The organism is Micromonospora sp. NPDC002389, assembly GCF_040296095.1.
Lineage (GTDB): Bacteria > Actinomycetota > Actinomycetes > Mycobacteriales > Micromonosporaceae > Micromonospora.
Window position 1 is genome coordinate 213,385 of record NZ_JBEOWP010000009.1, and the last position, 16,463, is coordinate 229,847.

14 protein-coding genes are annotated in these 16,463 nt (G+C 72.7%); 7 read left to right on the forward strand and 7 right to left on the reverse strand.

Annotation, left to right across the window (positions count from 1 at the left end; genetic code table 11):
• Positions 1-142: 142 nt before the first annotated feature.
• Complete coding sequence (locus tag ABT008_RS19255) at positions 143-475, reverse strand: sterol carrier family protein (protein WP_502890462.1); 333 nt, start codon at positions 473-475, stop codon at positions 143-145.
• 228 nt (positions 476-703) lie between these two features.
• Between ABT008_RS19255 and ABT008_RS19260 the strand changes: the two genes are divergently transcribed.
• Positions 704-2,953, forward strand: a complete 2,250-nt coding sequence (locus ABT008_RS19260) for a carboxypeptidase-like regulatory domain-containing protein (protein WP_350697580.1) — start codon at positions 704-706, stop codon at positions 2,951-2,953.
• Between the two features lie 142 nt (positions 2,954-3,095).
• On the opposite strand, the gene ABT008_RS19265 is transcribed toward ABT008_RS19260, so the two are convergent.
• From ABT008_RS19265 to purS, 4 genes are all read right to left on the reverse strand, one after another.
• Positions 3,096-3,848, reverse strand: coding sequence for a 2-phosphosulfolactate phosphatase (locus ABT008_RS19265; RefSeq protein WP_350697678.1), 753 nt, complete (start codon positions 3,846-3,848; stop codon positions 3,096-3,098).
• A gap of 4 nt (positions 3,849-3,852) precedes the next feature.
• The gene (purL, locus tag ABT008_RS19270; RefSeq protein ID WP_350697581.1) at positions 3,853-6,687 is read right to left on the reverse strand and encodes a phosphoribosylformylglycinamidine synthase subunit PurL; all 2,835 of its coding nucleotides are present in this window, start codon (positions 6,685-6,687) and stop codon (positions 3,853-3,855) included.
• A 67-nt stretch (positions 6,688-6,754) separates the two neighbouring features.
• Positions 6,755-7,438, reverse strand: a complete 684-nt coding sequence (purQ, locus tag ABT008_RS19275; protein ID WP_350697582.1) for a phosphoribosylformylglycinamidine synthase subunit PurQ — start codon at positions 7,436-7,438, stop codon at positions 6,755-6,757.
• Positions 7,435-7,698, reverse strand: a complete 264-nt coding sequence (gene purS / locus ABT008_RS19280) for a phosphoribosylformylglycinamidine synthase subunit PurS (protein WP_131051412.1) — start codon at positions 7,696-7,698, stop codon at positions 7,435-7,437. The genes purQ and purS overlap by 4 nt, the downstream gene beginning before the upstream one ends.
• A 453-nt stretch (positions 7,699-8,151) precedes the next feature.
• On the opposite strand from purS, the gene ABT008_RS19285 reads away from it, so the two are divergent.
• Together ABT008_RS19285 and ABT008_RS19290 are read left to right on the forward strand one after the other, a co-directional pair.
• Positions 8,152-8,832, forward strand: a complete 681-nt coding sequence (locus ABT008_RS19285) for a S1 family peptidase (RefSeq protein ID WP_350697583.1) — start codon at positions 8,152-8,154, stop codon at positions 8,830-8,832.
• A 23-nt stretch (positions 8,833-8,855) separates the two neighbouring features.
• Complete coding sequence (locus tag ABT008_RS19290) at positions 8,856-9,419, forward strand: YbjQ family protein (RefSeq protein WP_350697584.1); 564 nt, start codon at positions 8,856-8,858, stop codon at positions 9,417-9,419.
• A 160-nt stretch (positions 9,420-9,579) separates the two neighbouring features.
• Here the strand turns inward: ABT008_RS19290 and purB are convergent, their stop codons facing one another.
• Both purB and ABT008_RS19300 read right to left on the reverse strand, forming a co-directional pair.
• Entirely contained in the window at positions 9,580-11,004 is a 1,425-nt protein-coding gene (purB, locus tag ABT008_RS19295) for an adenylosuccinate lyase (RefSeq protein ID WP_350697585.1), read from the reverse strand.
• Positions 11,005-11,066: 62 nt separating this feature from the next.
• Positions 11,067-12,359: an acetyl-CoA C-acetyltransferase gene (locus ABT008_RS19300; protein WP_350697586.1), complete on the reverse strand. Its 1,293-nt coding sequence runs from the start codon at positions 12,357-12,359 to the stop codon at positions 11,067-11,069.
• A 53-nt stretch (positions 12,360-12,412) separates the two neighbouring features.
• Between ABT008_RS19300 and ABT008_RS19305 the strand changes: the two genes are divergently transcribed.
• From ABT008_RS19305 to ABT008_RS19320, 4 genes are all read left to right on the forward strand, one after another.
• On the forward strand, positions 12,413-13,786 hold the full coding sequence (locus ABT008_RS19305; protein WP_350697587.1) for a 3-oxoacyl-ACP reductase: 1,374 nt from the start codon (positions 12,413-12,415) through the stop codon (positions 13,784-13,786).
• Positions 13,786-14,652, forward strand: a complete 867-nt coding sequence (locus ABT008_RS19310) for a MaoC/PaaZ C-terminal domain-containing protein (RefSeq protein WP_350697679.1) — start codon at positions 13,786-13,788, stop codon at positions 14,650-14,652. The genes ABT008_RS19305 and ABT008_RS19310 overlap by 1 nt, the downstream gene beginning before the upstream one ends.
• Positions 14,653-14,738: 86 nt before the next feature.
• Positions 14,739-15,491 carry an NUDIX hydrolase gene (locus tag ABT008_RS19315; protein ID WP_350697588.1) on the forward strand — a complete coding sequence of 251 codons (753 nt, stop codon included), beginning with the start codon at positions 14,739-14,741 and terminating at the stop codon, positions 15,489-15,491.
• On the forward strand, positions 15,488-16,462 hold the full coding sequence (locus tag ABT008_RS19320; protein ID WP_350697589.1) for a protein kinase family protein: 975 nt from the start codon (positions 15,488-15,490) through the stop codon (positions 16,460-16,462). Before ABT008_RS19315 ends, ABT008_RS19320 begins: the two co-directional genes overlap by 4 nt.
• The last annotated feature ends 1 nt before the right edge of the window (position 16,463 follow it).

Consider the following 16,463-nt stretch of genomic DNA (forward strand, 5'->3'; position numbering starts at 1 on the left):
CTGGACTGGCCTGGCGGAGCCACCGGGGCCGCTCCGCGCTGCATCGGCCGGAACCACACTGTCGTCGCCTGACAGTGTACGCGAATCCATGTCGCCACATACAGTCACACTGATACGCCGCAGTGTCATCACGCCACAGGCGTCACTCCAGTTCGAGCGGCAGGTACGCGGACAGATCCGCTCGCGTGCCACTCGCCCGTACGCGACCCTCCGTGACGGCGCGCTCCCAGTCGAGTCTCCCGGCGGCGAGCGCGACCCACGTCTGCGGATCCATCTCCACCGTGTTCGCAGGAGTACCGCGGGTGTGTCGCGGACCCGGAACACACTGAACTGCACCGTAAGGTGGGACACGCACCTCCACCGATCGGCCGGGGGCGCGCTCCGCGAGGGTGGCCAACAGGGCCCTGACCGCCGCTCGGAGCACCGGCCGTTCGGGCGCGCGTCCCTCGTCGAGCGCCGACAGCGCCGCGGCCACTGCGGTGGACTTAATGTACGGAGAGGACACGACGGGACGATACGGCGCGGCTGCCCGGCGCGTCACGATGGCCCTGGGTCGCGCCGATCCGCCCCGACAAGGCATAGTTGCCGACGGCGTATTCGTACCGTGATGTTCCTTCGGCCGGCGCTCGCCGGTACGAGGAGGTCAGTCCGGAAGGCGGTGGACGTGTCAACACACCGACGAGCCTGGCAAAAGCGGGCCGGTGTGGTCGTAGCGCTGATTGTCGGTGCCTTACTCGCCGCCCCCGCCACACCCGCACTCGCCGCGAACCCGGACGTCCAGATCACCAACCTGCCGAACGGCACTCTCCAGTCCGGTCAGCAGACGTCGATGACGTTCCGCGTCAAGAACAACAACGAGCTGCCGACCCCGTTCAGCATCTCCGTCGGCACCTTCAACGGGCTGAGCTGCCAGGGTGACTGCAACATCCCCGCGCGCGTGATCGGTCCCAACGAAGAGGTGTCGATCACGGTCAACCTGGTCGCGGGCGACGTGGCGGCCGGCCAGGAGCGCTCCGGTCGGGTGCGGGTCTCCGCCCGGGCTGGCGGCGACCAGGGCGGCGACGAGCGCGACATGACGGTACGCGGGCCCAACGCCCCGCCCACCTCCCAGGCACCGCAGACCGTGCGGTCCATCGCGGGCAAGGTCGTGGCGCGGTCGGGTGACGCGGTGCCGAACGCGTACGTGCTGCTGGTGGACAGCGCCGGCCGTCAGCGGGACACCACCAGCGACGGCAACGGCAACTTCCGCTTCACCGGCAACAGCGGCAACCCGATCGCGCCCGGTCGGATCGACATCGGCGCGAGCAAGGACGACATCCGGGCCACGGTGAGCTTCACCGCCAACGCGGGCCAGCAGATCAACGGACGGCGGATCACCCTCGCCATCGAGTCCTCGGCCAGCCCGAGCGCCACCCCCTCGGAGAGTGTGTCGGCGGAGCCGACCGAGGACCCGTTCGCGGACGACGAGACCGACGAGACGGAGGCGCCGCCCGGCGACACTCCCGCCGCCCAGGCCCCGGCCGCCAACGAGAGCTCCGGCGGCTTCGGCAACTGGCTGCTGATCCTGCTCGGTGGTCTCTTCGTGGCGATCGGTGTCGGCACGATCGTGCTGCTCTGGATGAAGCGCAAGGAGAACGAGGACGCCGATCCCGATGGTGAGCCCGTCGGTGGGGCGCCGGCCGGTGCGGTTCCGGCAGCCCGGGGCTCGTTCGCCGGGGCGGACGACCAGACCCGGGTGGTGAACCGGGTGGGCTCCACTCCGGACCCGACCATGGTGGGCGGTCCCGGGCTGGCCAACGCGCCGACGATGATGCACCAGCCGGTGGTCGACGACGTCCCGCCGGACCCGTACGGTGCGCCTCCGCAGCCGTACGGCGCGGCGGGCGGGCCGGGACAGGCCTGGTCGGGCGGTTACGGCGACGAGCAGGGCGGCGGCTATGGCGGCGGCCCGGGCTACGGCAACGCCCCGTCCTCCGGCGGCGGATACGGCAACGCCCCCTCGTCGGGCGGTGGCTACGGCACCAGCCCATCCTCGGGTGGCGGCTACGGCAGTCGTGACTACGGTGCGGGCGGCGGTGAGTCCGAGTACCCACCGGCCGGTGGCGGTGGAGCCGGCTACGGCGAGCGGTTCGACGAGCCGACTGGGCGTTACCAGGGCGACGACACCCGCTATCCGGCGCCCGCCGACCCGTACGCGACCGGTATCTACCAGCCGGAGGGCAGCCAGGGCTACGGCCAGGGTGAGCCCGGCGGATACGGCCGGGGCGAGTCCGGCGGTGGCAGCGGATACGGTCCGGGCGAGCCCGGTGGCTACGGCCAGGGCGGCGGCGACGGCCGGGGCTACGGCCAGGGTGACCCGACCGGTGGCTACGGCCAGGGCGAGCCCGGTGGTTACGGCCAAGGCGGCGACGGCACCCGGGGCTACGGCCAGGGTGACCCGACCGGCGGATACGGCCAGGGCGAGCCCGGCGGATACGGCCAAGGCGGCGGCGACGCCACCCGGGGCTACGGTCGGGGCGAGCCGACCGGCGGCTACGGCCACGGCGCGGAGCCGACCGGCGGCTACAACGAGCCCGGAGGCTACGGCCAAGAACCGCCGCAGCAGCCCGGAGGCTACGGCCAGGAGCCGCCGCAGCAGCGCGGTGGCTACGACAACTACAGCGAGCCCACCGGTTACGCCCCGGGCGGCTACGGCCAGGGCGGCGGCTACGGCCAGGAACCCCCGCAGCAGCGCGGAGGCTACGACAACGCCTACGAGCAGGGTGGCTACGGCCAGGGCGGGGGCTACGGCCAGGAACCGCCACGCCAGCGCGGTGGCTACGAGGACAGCTACGAGCAGCAACAACAGCAGGGTGGCGGCTATTACGGCGACCCGGCGCAGACCGGTCGCGGTCGGCCGGACACCCCGGGGCAGGAGCGGGGCGGACGTCGGCTGGACTGGATGGACGACTGATCCACACCCCGTACGCGTCGTCCTGACGCGGAAGCACCGACGACAAGAGCCGCGGACCGGAAGGTTCGCGGCTCTTGTCGTCGGTGGACCGATCGCGGTGTCCGCTGTGACTTGACGGGACGTGTGACCGGACGGGGCGCGGTCAGGCGGCGGAGAAGACGCCCTGTCGCAGCAGCGGGACCACATCGGAGTCGCCGACCCGGACCGCGATCTCGACGTCGTCCGTGAAACCGGCCTCGATCAGCTCGCGGCCGGACACGCAGCCCCGGACCGCCGCAGCTACGTCCGGCGTGCTCGCCAGCGCGGCCAGCGCCATGGCCGCTTCCACCGACAGGCCACCCGGCACTGCGGAGACGGCGTCCAGTACGCAGGCCGCGCCGAGCTGGTCCTCCACCGACGGCCTGAGCGAACCGTCCGGCCACTGCTCTCCGGCGGCGACCACCCCGATCGGGTCGGTGGTCGAGCCGTACCCCTGGCGCAGCAGCCAGCTCCCGACGGCGCGGGCGTTACGCAGGTTGGCCGCCACCACCGGCAGACCGGTGGCGCTGGCGGCGGCACTGATGGCCGACCCGTTCGGGGATGGCAGCACCAACTCGGCGACGAACGGTGCCCGGCTCAGCGCGGCTGGCGACAACGACCACGGATGGTGCGCGGTCTGTCGGCGACCGGTGGCGACCACCGCGCCGATCCGCTGTGCGTAGTCGGCGGCCTGGGCGCCCCAGGGGAACGGGTGCACGCGCATCCCCCGCCCGACGGCCACCTCGACGGTGGTGGTGAACGACAACACGTCCACCACCACCAGTGCCGCGCAGACCCGGCCGAGTTCGGCAGCTCCCGCGAGGCCCCAGTCGAACCGGGCTCCCGATCCGGGTTGGGCGAAGACGGCCGAGGCCACCGCCTCAGCGCTCGTCGGACGCGGCAGGCTGCTCGGTGGCACCGGACTGCGGAGCCTCGGCCCCGGGCCCGTCGGCCGGAGCGTCCCCGGCCGTCGACGTCTCACCGGTAGCGGCCGCCCGGACCGGCGGCGTCGCCCGCTCGGCCGGCCGCTCGGCCACCGTCGCGGTCTCGTCCTCGGTCTCGGCACCCGCCGTCGCCGGCTCCTCGGATGCGGCGACCGGACTGTCGGTCGCCGGCACCTCGTCCGCCACCGCCGCCTCGTCCACCACATCGGCGGTCTCCGACGTCGCGTCGGCGGTCGGTGCCACCTCGGCGGTCTGGGCAACCTCGGCGGTCGGGGCGACGTCGGCCCGGGCCGGCGTCTCGACGGCCTCCGGTGCGGTCACCTCGAACTGCTGCACGCCCCCGAAGATCTTCGGCAGGGTGCCGGTGTGCGCCTCGCGCAGCTCGTCCAGCTCGACCCGGAACTGGCCGTGCACCTCCAGCGCAGCGGCGGTGGAGTCGGTGACCCCGATCAGCTCCCACGGCACGCCGTGCTCGGCGCAGAGCGCGGTGAACGCCTTCTCGTGCCCGCGCGGCACCGAGACCAGCACCCGGCCGGCGGACTCGCTGAACAGGAAGACGAACGGCATCGAGCCGCCCTCGAACCGCTCCGGCACCGCGATCCGCGCGCCGACGTTGTGACGAAGGCAGGACTCCACCAGGCTCTGCGCGAGACCGCCGTCCGAGAGGTCGTGCGCGGAGCTGAGGTGACCGACCCGGGCGGCGGCGGCCAGCAGCCCGGCGAGCTGCTTCTCCCGCGCCAGGTCGACCTGCGGGGGTACGCCGCCGAGGTGCTCGTGGGTGACCCAGGCCCATTCCGAGCCGGAGAGCTCCACGTGCGTCTCGCCGAGCAGGAAGAGCTGGTCGTGGTCGTTGTTGGTGCGCGCGACGAAGCCGGACGCCACCCGTTCGGCCACGTTCTCCAGCACGCCGAGCACGCCGACGACCGGAGTGGGGTGGATGGCCGCCGCACCGGTCTGGTTGTAGAAGCTGACGTTGCCGCCGGTCACCGGGATGCCCAGCTCGGCGCAACCGTCCGCCAGGCCGCGTACGGCCTCGGCGAACTGCCACATCACGCCCGGGTCCTCCGGCGAGCCGAAGTTCAGGCAGTCGGTGACCGCGATCGGCGTCGCACCGGTGACCGCGACGTTGCGGAACGCCTCGGCCAGCGCCAGCTTGGCACCGTGGTACGGGTCGAGCCGGGCGTACCGGCCGTTGCCGTCCACCGAGAGCGCCACGCCCAGGCCGGTCCGCTCGTCGATCCGGATCACGCCCGAGTCCTCCGGCTGGGCGAGCACGGTGTTGCCCAGCACGTACCGGTCGTACTGCTCGGTGACCCAGGTCTTGTCGGCCAGGTTCGGCGAGGCGATCATGCGCAGCAGGGTCTCGCGCAGCGCGTCCGGGTCGGTCGGCCGGGGCAGCGTCTCGGCCCGGTCGGCCTGGAGCAGGATCAGGTCCGCCGGCTCCCGCATCGGGCGGGCGTAGACCGGGCCGTCGTCCACCAGCGAACCCGGCGGCACGTCGACCACGAGGTGGTCCCGCCAGGTGATCAGCAGGCGGCCGGGCTGGCCGTCCGGCTGCGGTGCGGTGACCTCGCCGATGGCGGTGGCCAGCACGCCCCACTTCTCGCAGGTCTTGAGCACCGCGTCGAGCTTGTCCGGCTCGACGACCAGGAGCATCCGCTCCTGCGACTCGCTGGCCAGGATCTCGTGCGGCTCCATCGACGGCTCACGCAGCGGCACCCGCTCCAGCCAGACCCGCATGCCAGTGCCGGCCGCCGCGGCGGTCTCGGTGAGCGCGCAGGTCAGCCCGGCACCGCCGAGGTCCTGGATGCCGGCGACGAGCTGGGCGTCGTACAGCTCCAGGCACGCCTCGATCAGCAGCTTCTCGATGAACGGGTCACCGACCTGCACCGACGGGCGACGCTTCTCACTGCCCTCGCTGAAGGTGGCGCTGGCCAGGACGGAGACACCGCCGATGCCGTCCCGGCCGGTCTTGGCGCCCATCAGCACCACGACGTTGCCGGGGCCGACAGCGGCCTTGTTCTGCAGGCGGCTGACCGGCAGGACGCCGAGGCAGAGCGCGTTGACCAGCGGGTTGCCCTGGTAGCAGGGGTCGAAGACCACCTCACCGCCGATGTTGGGCAGGCCGAGGCAGTTGCCGTACCCGCCGACGCCGGCCACCACGCCGGGCAGCACCCGGGCGGTGTCGGGGTGGTCAGCGGCACCGAAGCGCAGCGGGTCCATCACCGCCACCGGGCGGGCGCCCATGGCCAGGATGTCGCGGACGATGCCGCCGACGCCGGTGGCGGCGCCCTGGTACGGCTCGACGAAGCTCGGGTGGTTGTGCGACTCGACCTTGAAGGTCACCGCCAGCTCGTCGGAGATCTGCACCACACCGGCGTTCTCGCCGATGCCGGCCAGCAGCCGGTCGCTGGGCGGAGCCTTCTCGCCGAACTGCCGCAGGTGGACCTTGCTCGACTTGTAGGAGCAGTGCTCGCTCCACATGATCGAGTACATCGCCAGCTCGGACTGGGTCGGCCGGCGGCCCAGGATGTGCCGGATGCGGTCGTACTCGTCGTCGCGGAGCCCGAGCTCGGCGTACGGCTGGAGCTCGTCCGGGCTGCCGTCGGCGGCCGGGACGGTGTCCACCCCGCCGGTCCAGTCGGTGGCCTCCCGCGCGGCGGCATGCCGGGGCACGGCGGCCGAGGGCGCGGCGGCAGCCGGGTTCGGCTGGACCGGCGCGGCCGGGAATGCCTCCGGGGTCTCCCGTACCGGGTCCGGATGCGTGGTCATGACATCTCCTCGTTGCGCTCGCCGCCGGGGAGGCGGGTGAGCTGACCGTTGATCCCGCAGCCGACGGTCACGCCGGCGTCCCCACCAGGTGCTTGAGCACCGAGGTGAAGAAGCCGAGGCCGTCGAGGGAGGGGCCGGTGAGCGCCTCCACCGCGTGCTCGGGATGCGGCATGATGCCGACCACGTTGCCGGCGGGGTTGGTGATCGCGGCGATGTCGCGCTGCGACCCGTTCGGGTTGCCGCCGAGGTACCGGGCCACGACCCGACCTTCGGCCTCCAGCTCGTCCAGCGTCGCCGGGTCGGCGACGTAGCAACCCTCGCCGTTCTTGACCGGGATCAGCACCTCCTGGCCGGGCTGGAACGCGTTCGTCCAGGCCGTGCCGGTCGTCTCGATCCGCAGGACCTGGTCCCGGTTGCGGAAGTGCAGGTGCTGGTTGCGGGTGAGCGCGCCGGGCAGCAGGTGCGCCTCGCAGAGGATCTGGAAGCCGTTGCAGATGCCGAGCACCGGCAGGCCACCGGCCGCAGCGTCGACGATCTTCTCCATCACCGGGGCGAACCGGGCGATGGCACCGCACCGCAGGTAGTCACCGTAGGAGAAGCCGCCGGGCAGGACGACCGCGTCCACCCCGTGCAGCTCCGCGTCCCCGTGCCAGAGGCGGACCGGCTCCGCGCCGGCGATCCGGACGGCCCGGGCCGCGTCCCCGTCGTCGAGCGAGCCGGGGAACGTCACCACACCGACCCGGGCGGTCACGAGCGGGCGTCCGCGGCTTCGTCGGCCTCGACCAGGTGGACGGTGAAGTCCTCGATGACCGGGTTGGCGAGCAACTTGTCGGCGATCTCCCGGGCCCGGTCCAGGTCCGGTTCACCGGTGAAGTCGATCTCGATCCGCCTGCCGATCCGTACCGAGGCGACGTCGTTGACGCCGAGCCGGGGCAGCGCGTTTGCGACGGCCTGGCCCTGAGGATCGAGGATCTCGGGCTTGAGCATGACGTCGACGACGACGCGAGGCACTGGGCACTCCTGACTGTGTACGCAGTTGGGTGCCGACCCACAACGGGCGAGCGCAGCCAGCCTACCTGGCAGATACGGCGCCAGACGCACCGGCCGGACGCGGTCCGGGCGGTGTCCGACCGTACCCGCGTGGGGCCTTCGGGACCGATACGGGTTCGTTGCAGTCTCGATACGGGTTCGTTGCCGGGTGGCCCGGTCCGGGCAGGTTTCACCCTTCCTCGGGCCGAGACCGGGCACCGATCGGCCCGTTCCGGCACCTCCTCGCCTCGACGCCGGGAGATCCGACTGTTACATCCGATTGTTTCGATGAACCTCTTGTGAAACACCTCACCGGGCCCTACGGTACATCGTCATACGTCGATTCACAGACGTCGCGGTGGCGGTTCACCCCCTCCCGCCAGCGCAGACCGACTCGGCCAACCCGGGTCACCGAACCCCGAAGGAGCCCTACCGATGCGCATCCGATCCCTGATCGTGGCCTTCGCCACAGCCATGGTTGGCGTCGTCGGCGCCAGCTCCGGCGCCGTCGCCTCCCCCGTCAGCCCGTACATCATCGGCGGCGGCACCGTCTCCTCGGCACCGTGGGCGGCGGCGGTGCTCAGCAACGGCTCGTTCACCTGCTCCGGCACGATCATCGCGCCGCAGTGGGTGCTCACCGCCCAGCACTGCATCGGCAGCAACATGTCCGTCCGCGTGGGCAGCGTGAACCGCTCCTCCGGCGGCGTCACCCGCACGGTCAGCGCCACCTACGGACGCTACGACCTGGCCCTGATGCGGTTGTCCAGCGCGGTGAGCACCAGCTACGTCACGCTGGCGACCAGCAACCCGCCGGTCAACTCCACCAACTCGATCTACGGCTGGGGCATGACCTGCTACAGCGGCTGCTCGGCTTCCACCCAGCTCAAGACCGCGTCGGTCCGGGTGACCAGCACCAGCGTCTCCGACGCGTACGGCGGGCAGGCGATCCGGAGCACCCGGGTCAACGGCAACGCCTGGCGGGGCGACTCGGGCGGCCCGCAGTTCTACAACGGCGCGCAGGTCGGGGTCGCCTCGACGGCCGACGGCGTGAACATCCAGAACTACGGCAGTGTCGCGTTCAACCGGGCCTGGATCACCTCGGTGGCCGGTGTCTGACGGTTAGCGCCCGGTCGGCGCGGATGGTGGGCTACGCGCCCGCCGTCCGCGCCGCGTCGTTTTGCAGCATCCGATCAGGTGAACAACCCTCACGTTGTCGACCCGCATCGACTGCCAGCATCAGAAACGTGCTGGTCGTGACGACGGACCAACTTCCCGGCTACGAGATCCGCCAGATCCTCGGCGAGGTGGTCTCCTCCATGGCCAGGACCCGCAACCCCTATCGCGAGGGGGTGAAGAACCTGCGTGGTGGCGCGTACGACCCGTCGGCCCCGGACAACCTCACCCGCTGGCGTACCGACTCGGTGGCGCGGCTCGGCGAGGAGGCCCGGCGACTCGGCGCGAACGCGGTCGTGGGGATGCGGTTCGACAGCCGGGACTGCGGCGAGATGTGGATGGAGATCTGCGCCTACGGCACCGCCGTGATCGTGGCACCGACGGTGCCCGACGTCATGCCGCCGGACCAGCCCCTCGTCGCAGCCGAGACCGCCCAGGACCCGTCCTTCGCCCAGTCTCCGGGCGGCATCGCCGAACCCGCAAGCGCCCCCAACCTCAGCTCCGCCGCCGAAACCCCCACCCGCGACTAACCCCACCCACCGACCCACCCGGCCCCACCCACCCCACCGCCCCTCCCACCCCACCGCCCCGCCCCACCCGCTGGCGTTGATCAAGGAGTTTTGGCCCTCTGGAGTGCTCCTCGGCGACCAAAACTCCTTGATCAACGCCGTCGGGGTGGGGTGGGGTGGGTTAGAGGATTGGTGGGGGGGCGTAGGTGGCGGCGGCGGGGTGGGACTGGACGATCTTGGCGATTCGGGTGGTCACCGCCTGGATCTGGGCGGGAGCGGCACCGACGAAGGCGGCCCGGTCGGCGACCAGGGCGTCGATCTCGGCGCGGGTGAGGCCCAGCCGGGGGTCGGCGGCCAGCCGGTCGAAGAGATCGTTCTCGGCGGCGCCCTGCTCACGCATGGCCAGCGCCACGGCCACCGCGTGCTCCTTGATCGCCTCGTGGGCGGTCTCCCGGCCCACGCCCCGGCGCACCGCCGCCACCAGAATCTTGGTGGTGGCCAGGAACGGGAGGAATCGCTCCAACTCCCGGTTGATCACCGCCGGGTACGCGCCGAACTCGTCGAGCACGGTGAGGAACGTCTGGAACAGCCCGTCGGCGGCGAAGAAGGCGTCCGGCAGGGCCACCCGGCGGACCACCGAGCAGGAGACGTCCCCCTCGTTCCACTGGTCGCCGGCCAACTCGCCGACCATCGACAGGTACCCCCGGATGATCACGGCGAAGCCGTTGACCCGCTCCGACGAGCGGGTGTTCATCTTGTGCGGCATCGCGCTGGAACCGACCTGACCCGGCTTGAAGCCCTCGGTGGCCAACTCCTGCCCGACCATCAGCCGAATCGTGGTGGCCAGCGAGGAGGGTGCCGCGGCCACCTGCGCCAGCGCAGCGATCACGGCCATGTCGATCGAGCGGGGGTAGACCTGCCCGACGCTGTCCAGCACCCGCTGGAAGCCGAGGTGCTCGGCGACCCGCCGCTCCAGCTCGGCGACCTTCTCGGCGTCGCCGTCGAAGAGGTCCAACTGGTCGGCGGCGGTACCCACCGGCCCCTTGATCCCGCGCAGCGGGTACCAGGAGATCAGGTCCTCCAGCCGCTCGTACGCGATGATCAGTTCCTCGGCGGCCGACGCGAAGCGCTTGCCCAGCGTGGTGGCCTGCGCCGCGACGTTGTGCGAACGCCCGGCCATCACCACGTCCGCGTACTCGTGGGCGTGCCAGGCCAGCCGGGCCAGCGTCGCCACCACCCGGTCCCGGATCAGCTCCAACGACCGGCGCACCTGGAGCTGCTCGACGTTCTCGGTGAGGTCCCGCGAGGTCATCCCCTTGTGCACGTGCTCGTGCCCGGCGAGCGCGCTGAACTCCTCGATGCGGGCCTTCACGTCGTGCCGGGTGACCCGCTCCCGGGCCGCGATCGAGTCCAGGTCGACGTCGTCGAGCACCCGCTCGTACGCCTCGACCACCCCGTCGGGCACCGGCACACCGAGATCCCGCTGGGCCTGGAGCACGGCCAGCCAGAGGCGACGCTCCAGCCGGATCTTCTCCTCCGGCGACCAGAGGGCGACCAGCTCGGGTGAGGCGTACCGGTTGGCGAGCACGTTCGGGATCGTCGTCACCCCGCCATTCTCCCGATGCCGCCGCCGCCCGCCCCGACCGGGTACGGCCGACGACCCGGAGGTCAGCGTTCCAGGATCGCGGTCACGCCCTGGCCACCGGCCGCGCAGATCGAGATGAGCCCCCGGCCGCTGCCCTTCTCGGCGAGGAGCTTGGCCAGCGTGGCGACGATCCGGCCGCCGGTGGCCGCGAACGGGTGCCCGGCGGCCAGCGAGGAGCCGTGCACGTTGAGCTTGTCGGTGTCGATGGCGCCGAGCGGGGCGTCCAGGCCGAGGCGGTCCTTGCAGAACTCCGGCGACTCCCAGGCGGCCAGGGTGGCCAGCACCTGCGAGGCGAACGCCTCGTGGATCTCGTAGTAGTCGAAGTCGGCGAGGGTGAGCCCGGCCCGGGCCAGCATCCGGGGCACCGCGTACGCGGGAGCCATCAGCAGCCCCTCGTCGCCGTGCACGAAGTCCACCGCGGCCGTCTCCGACCAGGTGAACCAGGCCAGTACCGGCAGGTGGTGTGCGGTTGCCCACTCCTCGCTGGCCAGCAGCACGGTGGAGGCGCCGTCGGTGAGCGGCGAGGAGTTGCCGGCGGTCATGGTGGCCCGCTCGGCGTCCGGGCCCTTGGCGCCGAAGACCGGCCGCAGCGTGCCGAGCTTCTCCAGCGTGGTGTCGGCGCGGAGATTCGCATCGCGGGTGAGCCCCAGGTAGGGGGTCATCAGGTCGTCGAAGAACCCCTTGTCGTACGCGGCGGCGAGCCGCTGGTGCGAGCGCAGCGCGAGGGCGTCCTGGGCCTGCCGGTCGACGTTCCAGCGCAGCGCGGTCTGTGCGGCGTGCTCGCCCATGGACAGCCCGGTACGCGGTTCGGCGTTGCGCGGGACCTCGGGCTTGAACGGCTGGGCCGGGCGCAGCTTGGCGGCGATCCGCAGCCGCTCGCCCAGCGTCCGGGCCGAGTTGAGCCGGAGCAGGGTGCGGCGCATGTCCTCGTTGACCGCGAGCGGGGCGTCGGAGGTGGTGTCGACCCCGCCGGCGATGCCGACGTCGAGTTGGCCGAGGGCGATCTTGTTGGCAACCAGGATCGCGGCCTCCAGGCCGGTGCCGCAGGCCTGCTGGATGTCGTACGCGGGGGTGCGCGGGTCGAGCTTCGAGCCGAGCACCACCTCGCGGGTGAGGTTGAAGTCCTTGGCGTGCTTGAGCACAGCTCCGGCGACCACCTCGCCGACGCGCTGCCCGGCCAGGCCGAACCGGGCGACCAGCCCGTCCAGGGCGGCGCCGAGCATGTCCGCGTTCGAGGCGTCGGCGTACCGCGAGTTGGAGCGGGCGAAGGGGATCCGGTTGCCGCCGATGACCGCGACCCGTCGAACCTTCTGCACGATCCGCCTCCTCAGGAGTGTTGCCGTACCTTACCCGCCAGTAGGCTACGCCTATGACCGACAGGTACGCGAGTTTTGTCCAGTCGGGCGCCGGCCGGGCGCTGGTCAAGCGTCTCGGGCTGCCCGATCCGCCACGACTTCGCCGACACGCGCCGGGTGAGCCGATCCTCCCCGGGCCGGTCCTGCTCGGCACCTCCACCGGGGGCCGGCTCGCCGAGCCGGTCCGCACGATCCTGGCCGCCGCCGGGCTCGCCCTGCGCGACCCGGCCACCGCCACCCCCGATCCCACCTCCGGCCGTACGCCGACCAGCGCCGCCCTGGTCTACGACGCCACCGGCATCACCGACTCGACCGGGCTGCGGCAACTGCACGACTTCTTCCACCCGCAGGCGCGGGCGGTGCAGCCCAGCGGCCGGGTGATCGTGCTGGGCACCCCGCCCGCCGAGTGCGACACGCCGCGCGAGGCGACCGCCCAGCGGGCCCTGGAGGGGTTGACCCGCAGCATCGGCAAGGAGTTCGGCCGGGGCATCACCGCCCAACTGGTCCACGTCACGCGGGAGGCCGACGAGAGCACCTGGACCAGCCTGGAGGCGACCCTGCGGTTCCTGCTCTCCGGCCGCTCGGCGTACGTGTCGGGGCAGGTGATCCGGGTCGGTGCCGGGCGGGCGAGCGCACCGGTGGACTGGGACCGCCCACTGGACGGGCAGGTGGTGCTGGTCACCGGCGCGGCCCGGGGCATCGGCGCGGCACTGGCCCGGGTGCTGGCCCGGGACGGCGCGACCGTGGTGGCGCTGGACGTGCCGGCCGCCGGGGACGCGCTGGCCGGCGTCGCCAACGAGATCGGCGGCAGCGCCGTACAACTCGACCTGACCGCCGCCGACGCGCCCGCCCGGCTCGCCGATCACCTGGCCGAGCGGCACGGCCGGGTGGACGTGGTGGTGCACAACGCCGGCATCACCCGGGACAAGACCCTGGGCCGGATGGACGCCGACCGCTGGGACCAGGTCATCGACGTCAACCTGTCCAGTCAGGAACGCATCAACGACGTGCTGCTGGACCGGGGCCTGATCCCGGACGGCGGGCGGATCGTCGGCGTCTCCTCGATCGCCGGGATCGCCGGCAACCGGGGCCAGACCAACTACGCCACCAGCAAGGCCGGCGTGATCGGGCTGGTCGACGCGCTGGCTCCGGCGCTGCGCGACCGGGGGATCAGCGTGAACGCGGTCGCACCCGGTTTCATCGAGACCCGGCTGACCGCGCGGATCCCGCTGGTGCTGCGCGAGGCGGGTCGCCGGATGAACAGCCTCTCCCAGGGCGGGTTGCCGGTGGACGTGGCGGAGACCATCGGCTGGCTGGCCTGGCCCGCTTCCGGCGCGGTCAGCGGCAACGTGATCCGGGTCTGCGGCCAGAGCCTGCTGGGGGCGTGATGGCCACGCAACGGGAGCGGGTGACGCTGTCCGCGCTGCCGACGGCCGGGCCGCTGTACCGGCGGGCCCTGCTGGGCGCGGTGCCGGGGCGCGGCGGGCGGCGGACGGACGAGGTGCCAGCGGTGGAACTGGCCGTCGACCGGGTGGCCGTGGACCCGGCCCGGCTGGCCGACTACGACCGGGTCTGCGGGTTCCGGCTCGCCGACCGGCTGCCGGCGACCTTCCCGCACGTGGTGGGCTTCCCGCTGGCGCTGCGCCTGATCACGGCGCCGGACTTCCCGATCCCGCTGACCGGGGTGGTGCACGTGGCCAACCGGATCACCGTGCACCGGCCGGTCACGGTGGCCGACCGGCTGGACTTCACCACGTGGGCGGAGAACCTGCGCCCACACGACCGGGGGCGGCAGGTCGACGTGGTCCTCGTCGGCTCGGTGGACGGGGAGGAGGTCTGGCGCGGCGTCTCGACGTACCTGGGTCGGCAGCGCACCCCGGGCGGCGGCGAGCGGCGCGACCGGGGCGACCGGCCCGCGCCGCCGGCCGCGTCCGCGCGCTGGCGGGTCGAGCCCCGAGTGGGTACGGACTACGCACGCGTCTCCGGCGACCACAACCCGATCCACACCTCCCGGCTGGGCGCGCGGCTGTTCGGCTTCCCTCGGCCGATCGCGCACGGCATGTGGAGCAAGGCCCGCTGCCTGGCGGCGCTGGAGAACCGGCTGCCCGAGGCATACACGGTCGACGTCGCATTCAAGCTGCCGGTGCCGTTGCCCAGCACGGTGGCGTTCAGCGCCACGGCGGCCCAGGCGGGGTGGGAGATCGCCCTGCACGACCAGCGAGGTCGTCCACACCTGACAGGCACGATCCGCTGAGGTGAGGGTCGGGCACTTGCCCGGCCCTCCTTTTCGCGCTAAGTTGTTCTCACATAGAGATGTTCTCAGAGTGAGAGTGATCGAGCGTGAACGAGCAGGACTTCCTCGCCTCCTACGACCCACGCGCCTACCCGGCCGTCGCGGTCACCGCCGACGTGGTCGCACTGACCATCCGGGACGACGCGCTGCACCTGCTGCTGATCCGCCGCGCCGAGCCGCCGTACGCCGGGCACTGGGCGCTGCCCGGCGGCTTCGTCCGCCCCGACGAGGACCCGGCCACCGCCGCCCGCCGGGAGCTGGCCGAGGAGACCGGGCTCGGCGGGGAGCGACTTCGGCGCGTACACGTCGAGCAGCTCGCCAGCTACGGCGCGCCCGAGCGCGACCCCCGGATGCGAGTCGTCTCCATCGCCCACCTCGCCTTCGCCCCCGACCTGCCGGACGCCGCCGCCGGCAGCGACGCCGACGAGGCCGACTGGGTGCCGGTCACCGAGCTGCCCGGCCGCGAGCTCGCCTTCGACCACCGCCGGATCGTCGACGACGGGCTGGAGCGGGCCCGCTCCAAGCTGGAGTACACCCCGCTGGCCACCCGCTTCCTCGCCCCGGAGTTCACCATCGGCGAGCTGCGCGCCGTCTACGAGACGGTCTGGGGTCACCCGCTGCACGCCGGCAACTTCCACCGCAAGGTGCTCTCGGTGCCCGGCTTCGTGGAGAGCACCGGCGCCAACACCGAGCGCGGCGGCAGCCGGGGCGGCCCACGCGCCCGGCTCTACCGGGCCGGTGACGCCCGGCTGCTGCACCCGGCGCTGCTGCGGCCCGCCCGGGAGGAGACGGTGCGATGAGGACCGACGAGGCGATCCGCCTGGTCACCGCCGCCCGCGACGACCACGATCTGTTCGGCGCCGACGCGCCGGAACGCCGCTACCGGGAGCTGGTCACCGCCCTGCACCCCGACCGGCTGGACCGGGCCGCCCCGGGCGTACGCGCCGAGGCCACCGACGCGTTCGTCCGGGTCACCACCCGCTGGCGCGCCCGCCGGGTGACCGTGCTGCACGGCTACCGCTGCGGCGCACCGGCGTACTCGGGGGACCTCGCCGACCTCTACGACGTGGGCGGGGACCGGCTGCTCAAGCTGCCCCGCGAGGCCAGCGACAACGACCTGATGATCCGCGAGCAGCGCGCGTTGCGCCGACTCGCCGACCACGGCGACCCGCGCTGGCTGCCGTACGTACCCCGGCTTGTCGACACGTTCGCGCACCAGGACCCGGCCACCGGGGCGGAACGCCAGGTCACCGTGCTCGCCACCGCACCCGGCCTGCGCAGCCTGGTCGACGTGCGGCGCGCGTACCCGGACGGGCTGGACGCCCGCGACGTGGCCTGGATGTGGCGACGGCTGCTGGTCGCGCTCGGCCTGGCCCACCGGGCCGGCGTGGTGCACGGCGCGGTGCTGCCGCCGCACGTGCTGATCGAGCCGGACGCGCACGGCGTGGTGCTGGTCGACTGGTGCTTCGCCACCGAGCCCGGCGGCGTCGTGCCCGCGCTGGTCCCCGACCACCAGGAGTGGTATCCGGCCGAGGTCACCGCGCGTCGACCGTGCGGGCCGGGCACCGACATCGACATGGCCACCCGGTGCATGACCTGGCTGATGGGCCACCACGCCCCGGACGAACTGCTCGCCTTCGCAGCGGGCTGTCGGCAGCGGTCGCTGTCGAACCGCCCCGACGACGCCTGGCGACTGCTCGGCGAATTCGACGAGGTGCTGCACCGGCTCTACGGGCCGCGCACCTTCCGACCCTTCACCCTCAACCCCTAAG

Excerpts from the sequence above, each read along its gene's own strand:
- purL (WP_350697581.1), bottom strand. The coding sequence starts at position 6,687 with ATGACCACGCATCCGGACCCGGTACGGGAGACCCCGGAGGCATTCCCG.
- ABT008_RS19285 (WP_350697583.1), top strand. The coding sequence starts at position 8,152 with ATGCGCATCCGATCCCTGATCGTGGCCTTCGCCACAGCCATGGTTGGC.
- ABT008_RS19290 (WP_350697584.1), top strand. The coding sequence starts at position 8,856 with ATGGTGGGCTACGCGCCCGCCGTCCGCGCCGCGTCGTTTTGCAGCATC.
- ABT008_RS19305 (WP_350697587.1), top strand. The coding sequence starts at position 12,413 with ATGACCGACAGGTACGCGAGTTTTGTCCAGTCGGGCGCCGGCCGGGCG.
- ABT008_RS19310 (WP_350697679.1), top strand. The coding sequence starts at position 13,786 with ATGGCCACGCAACGGGAGCGGGTGACGCTGTCCGCGCTGCCGACGGCC.
- ABT008_RS19320 (WP_350697589.1), top strand. The coding sequence starts at position 15,488 with ATGAGGACCGACGAGGCGATCCGCCTGGTCACCGCCGCCCGCGACGAC.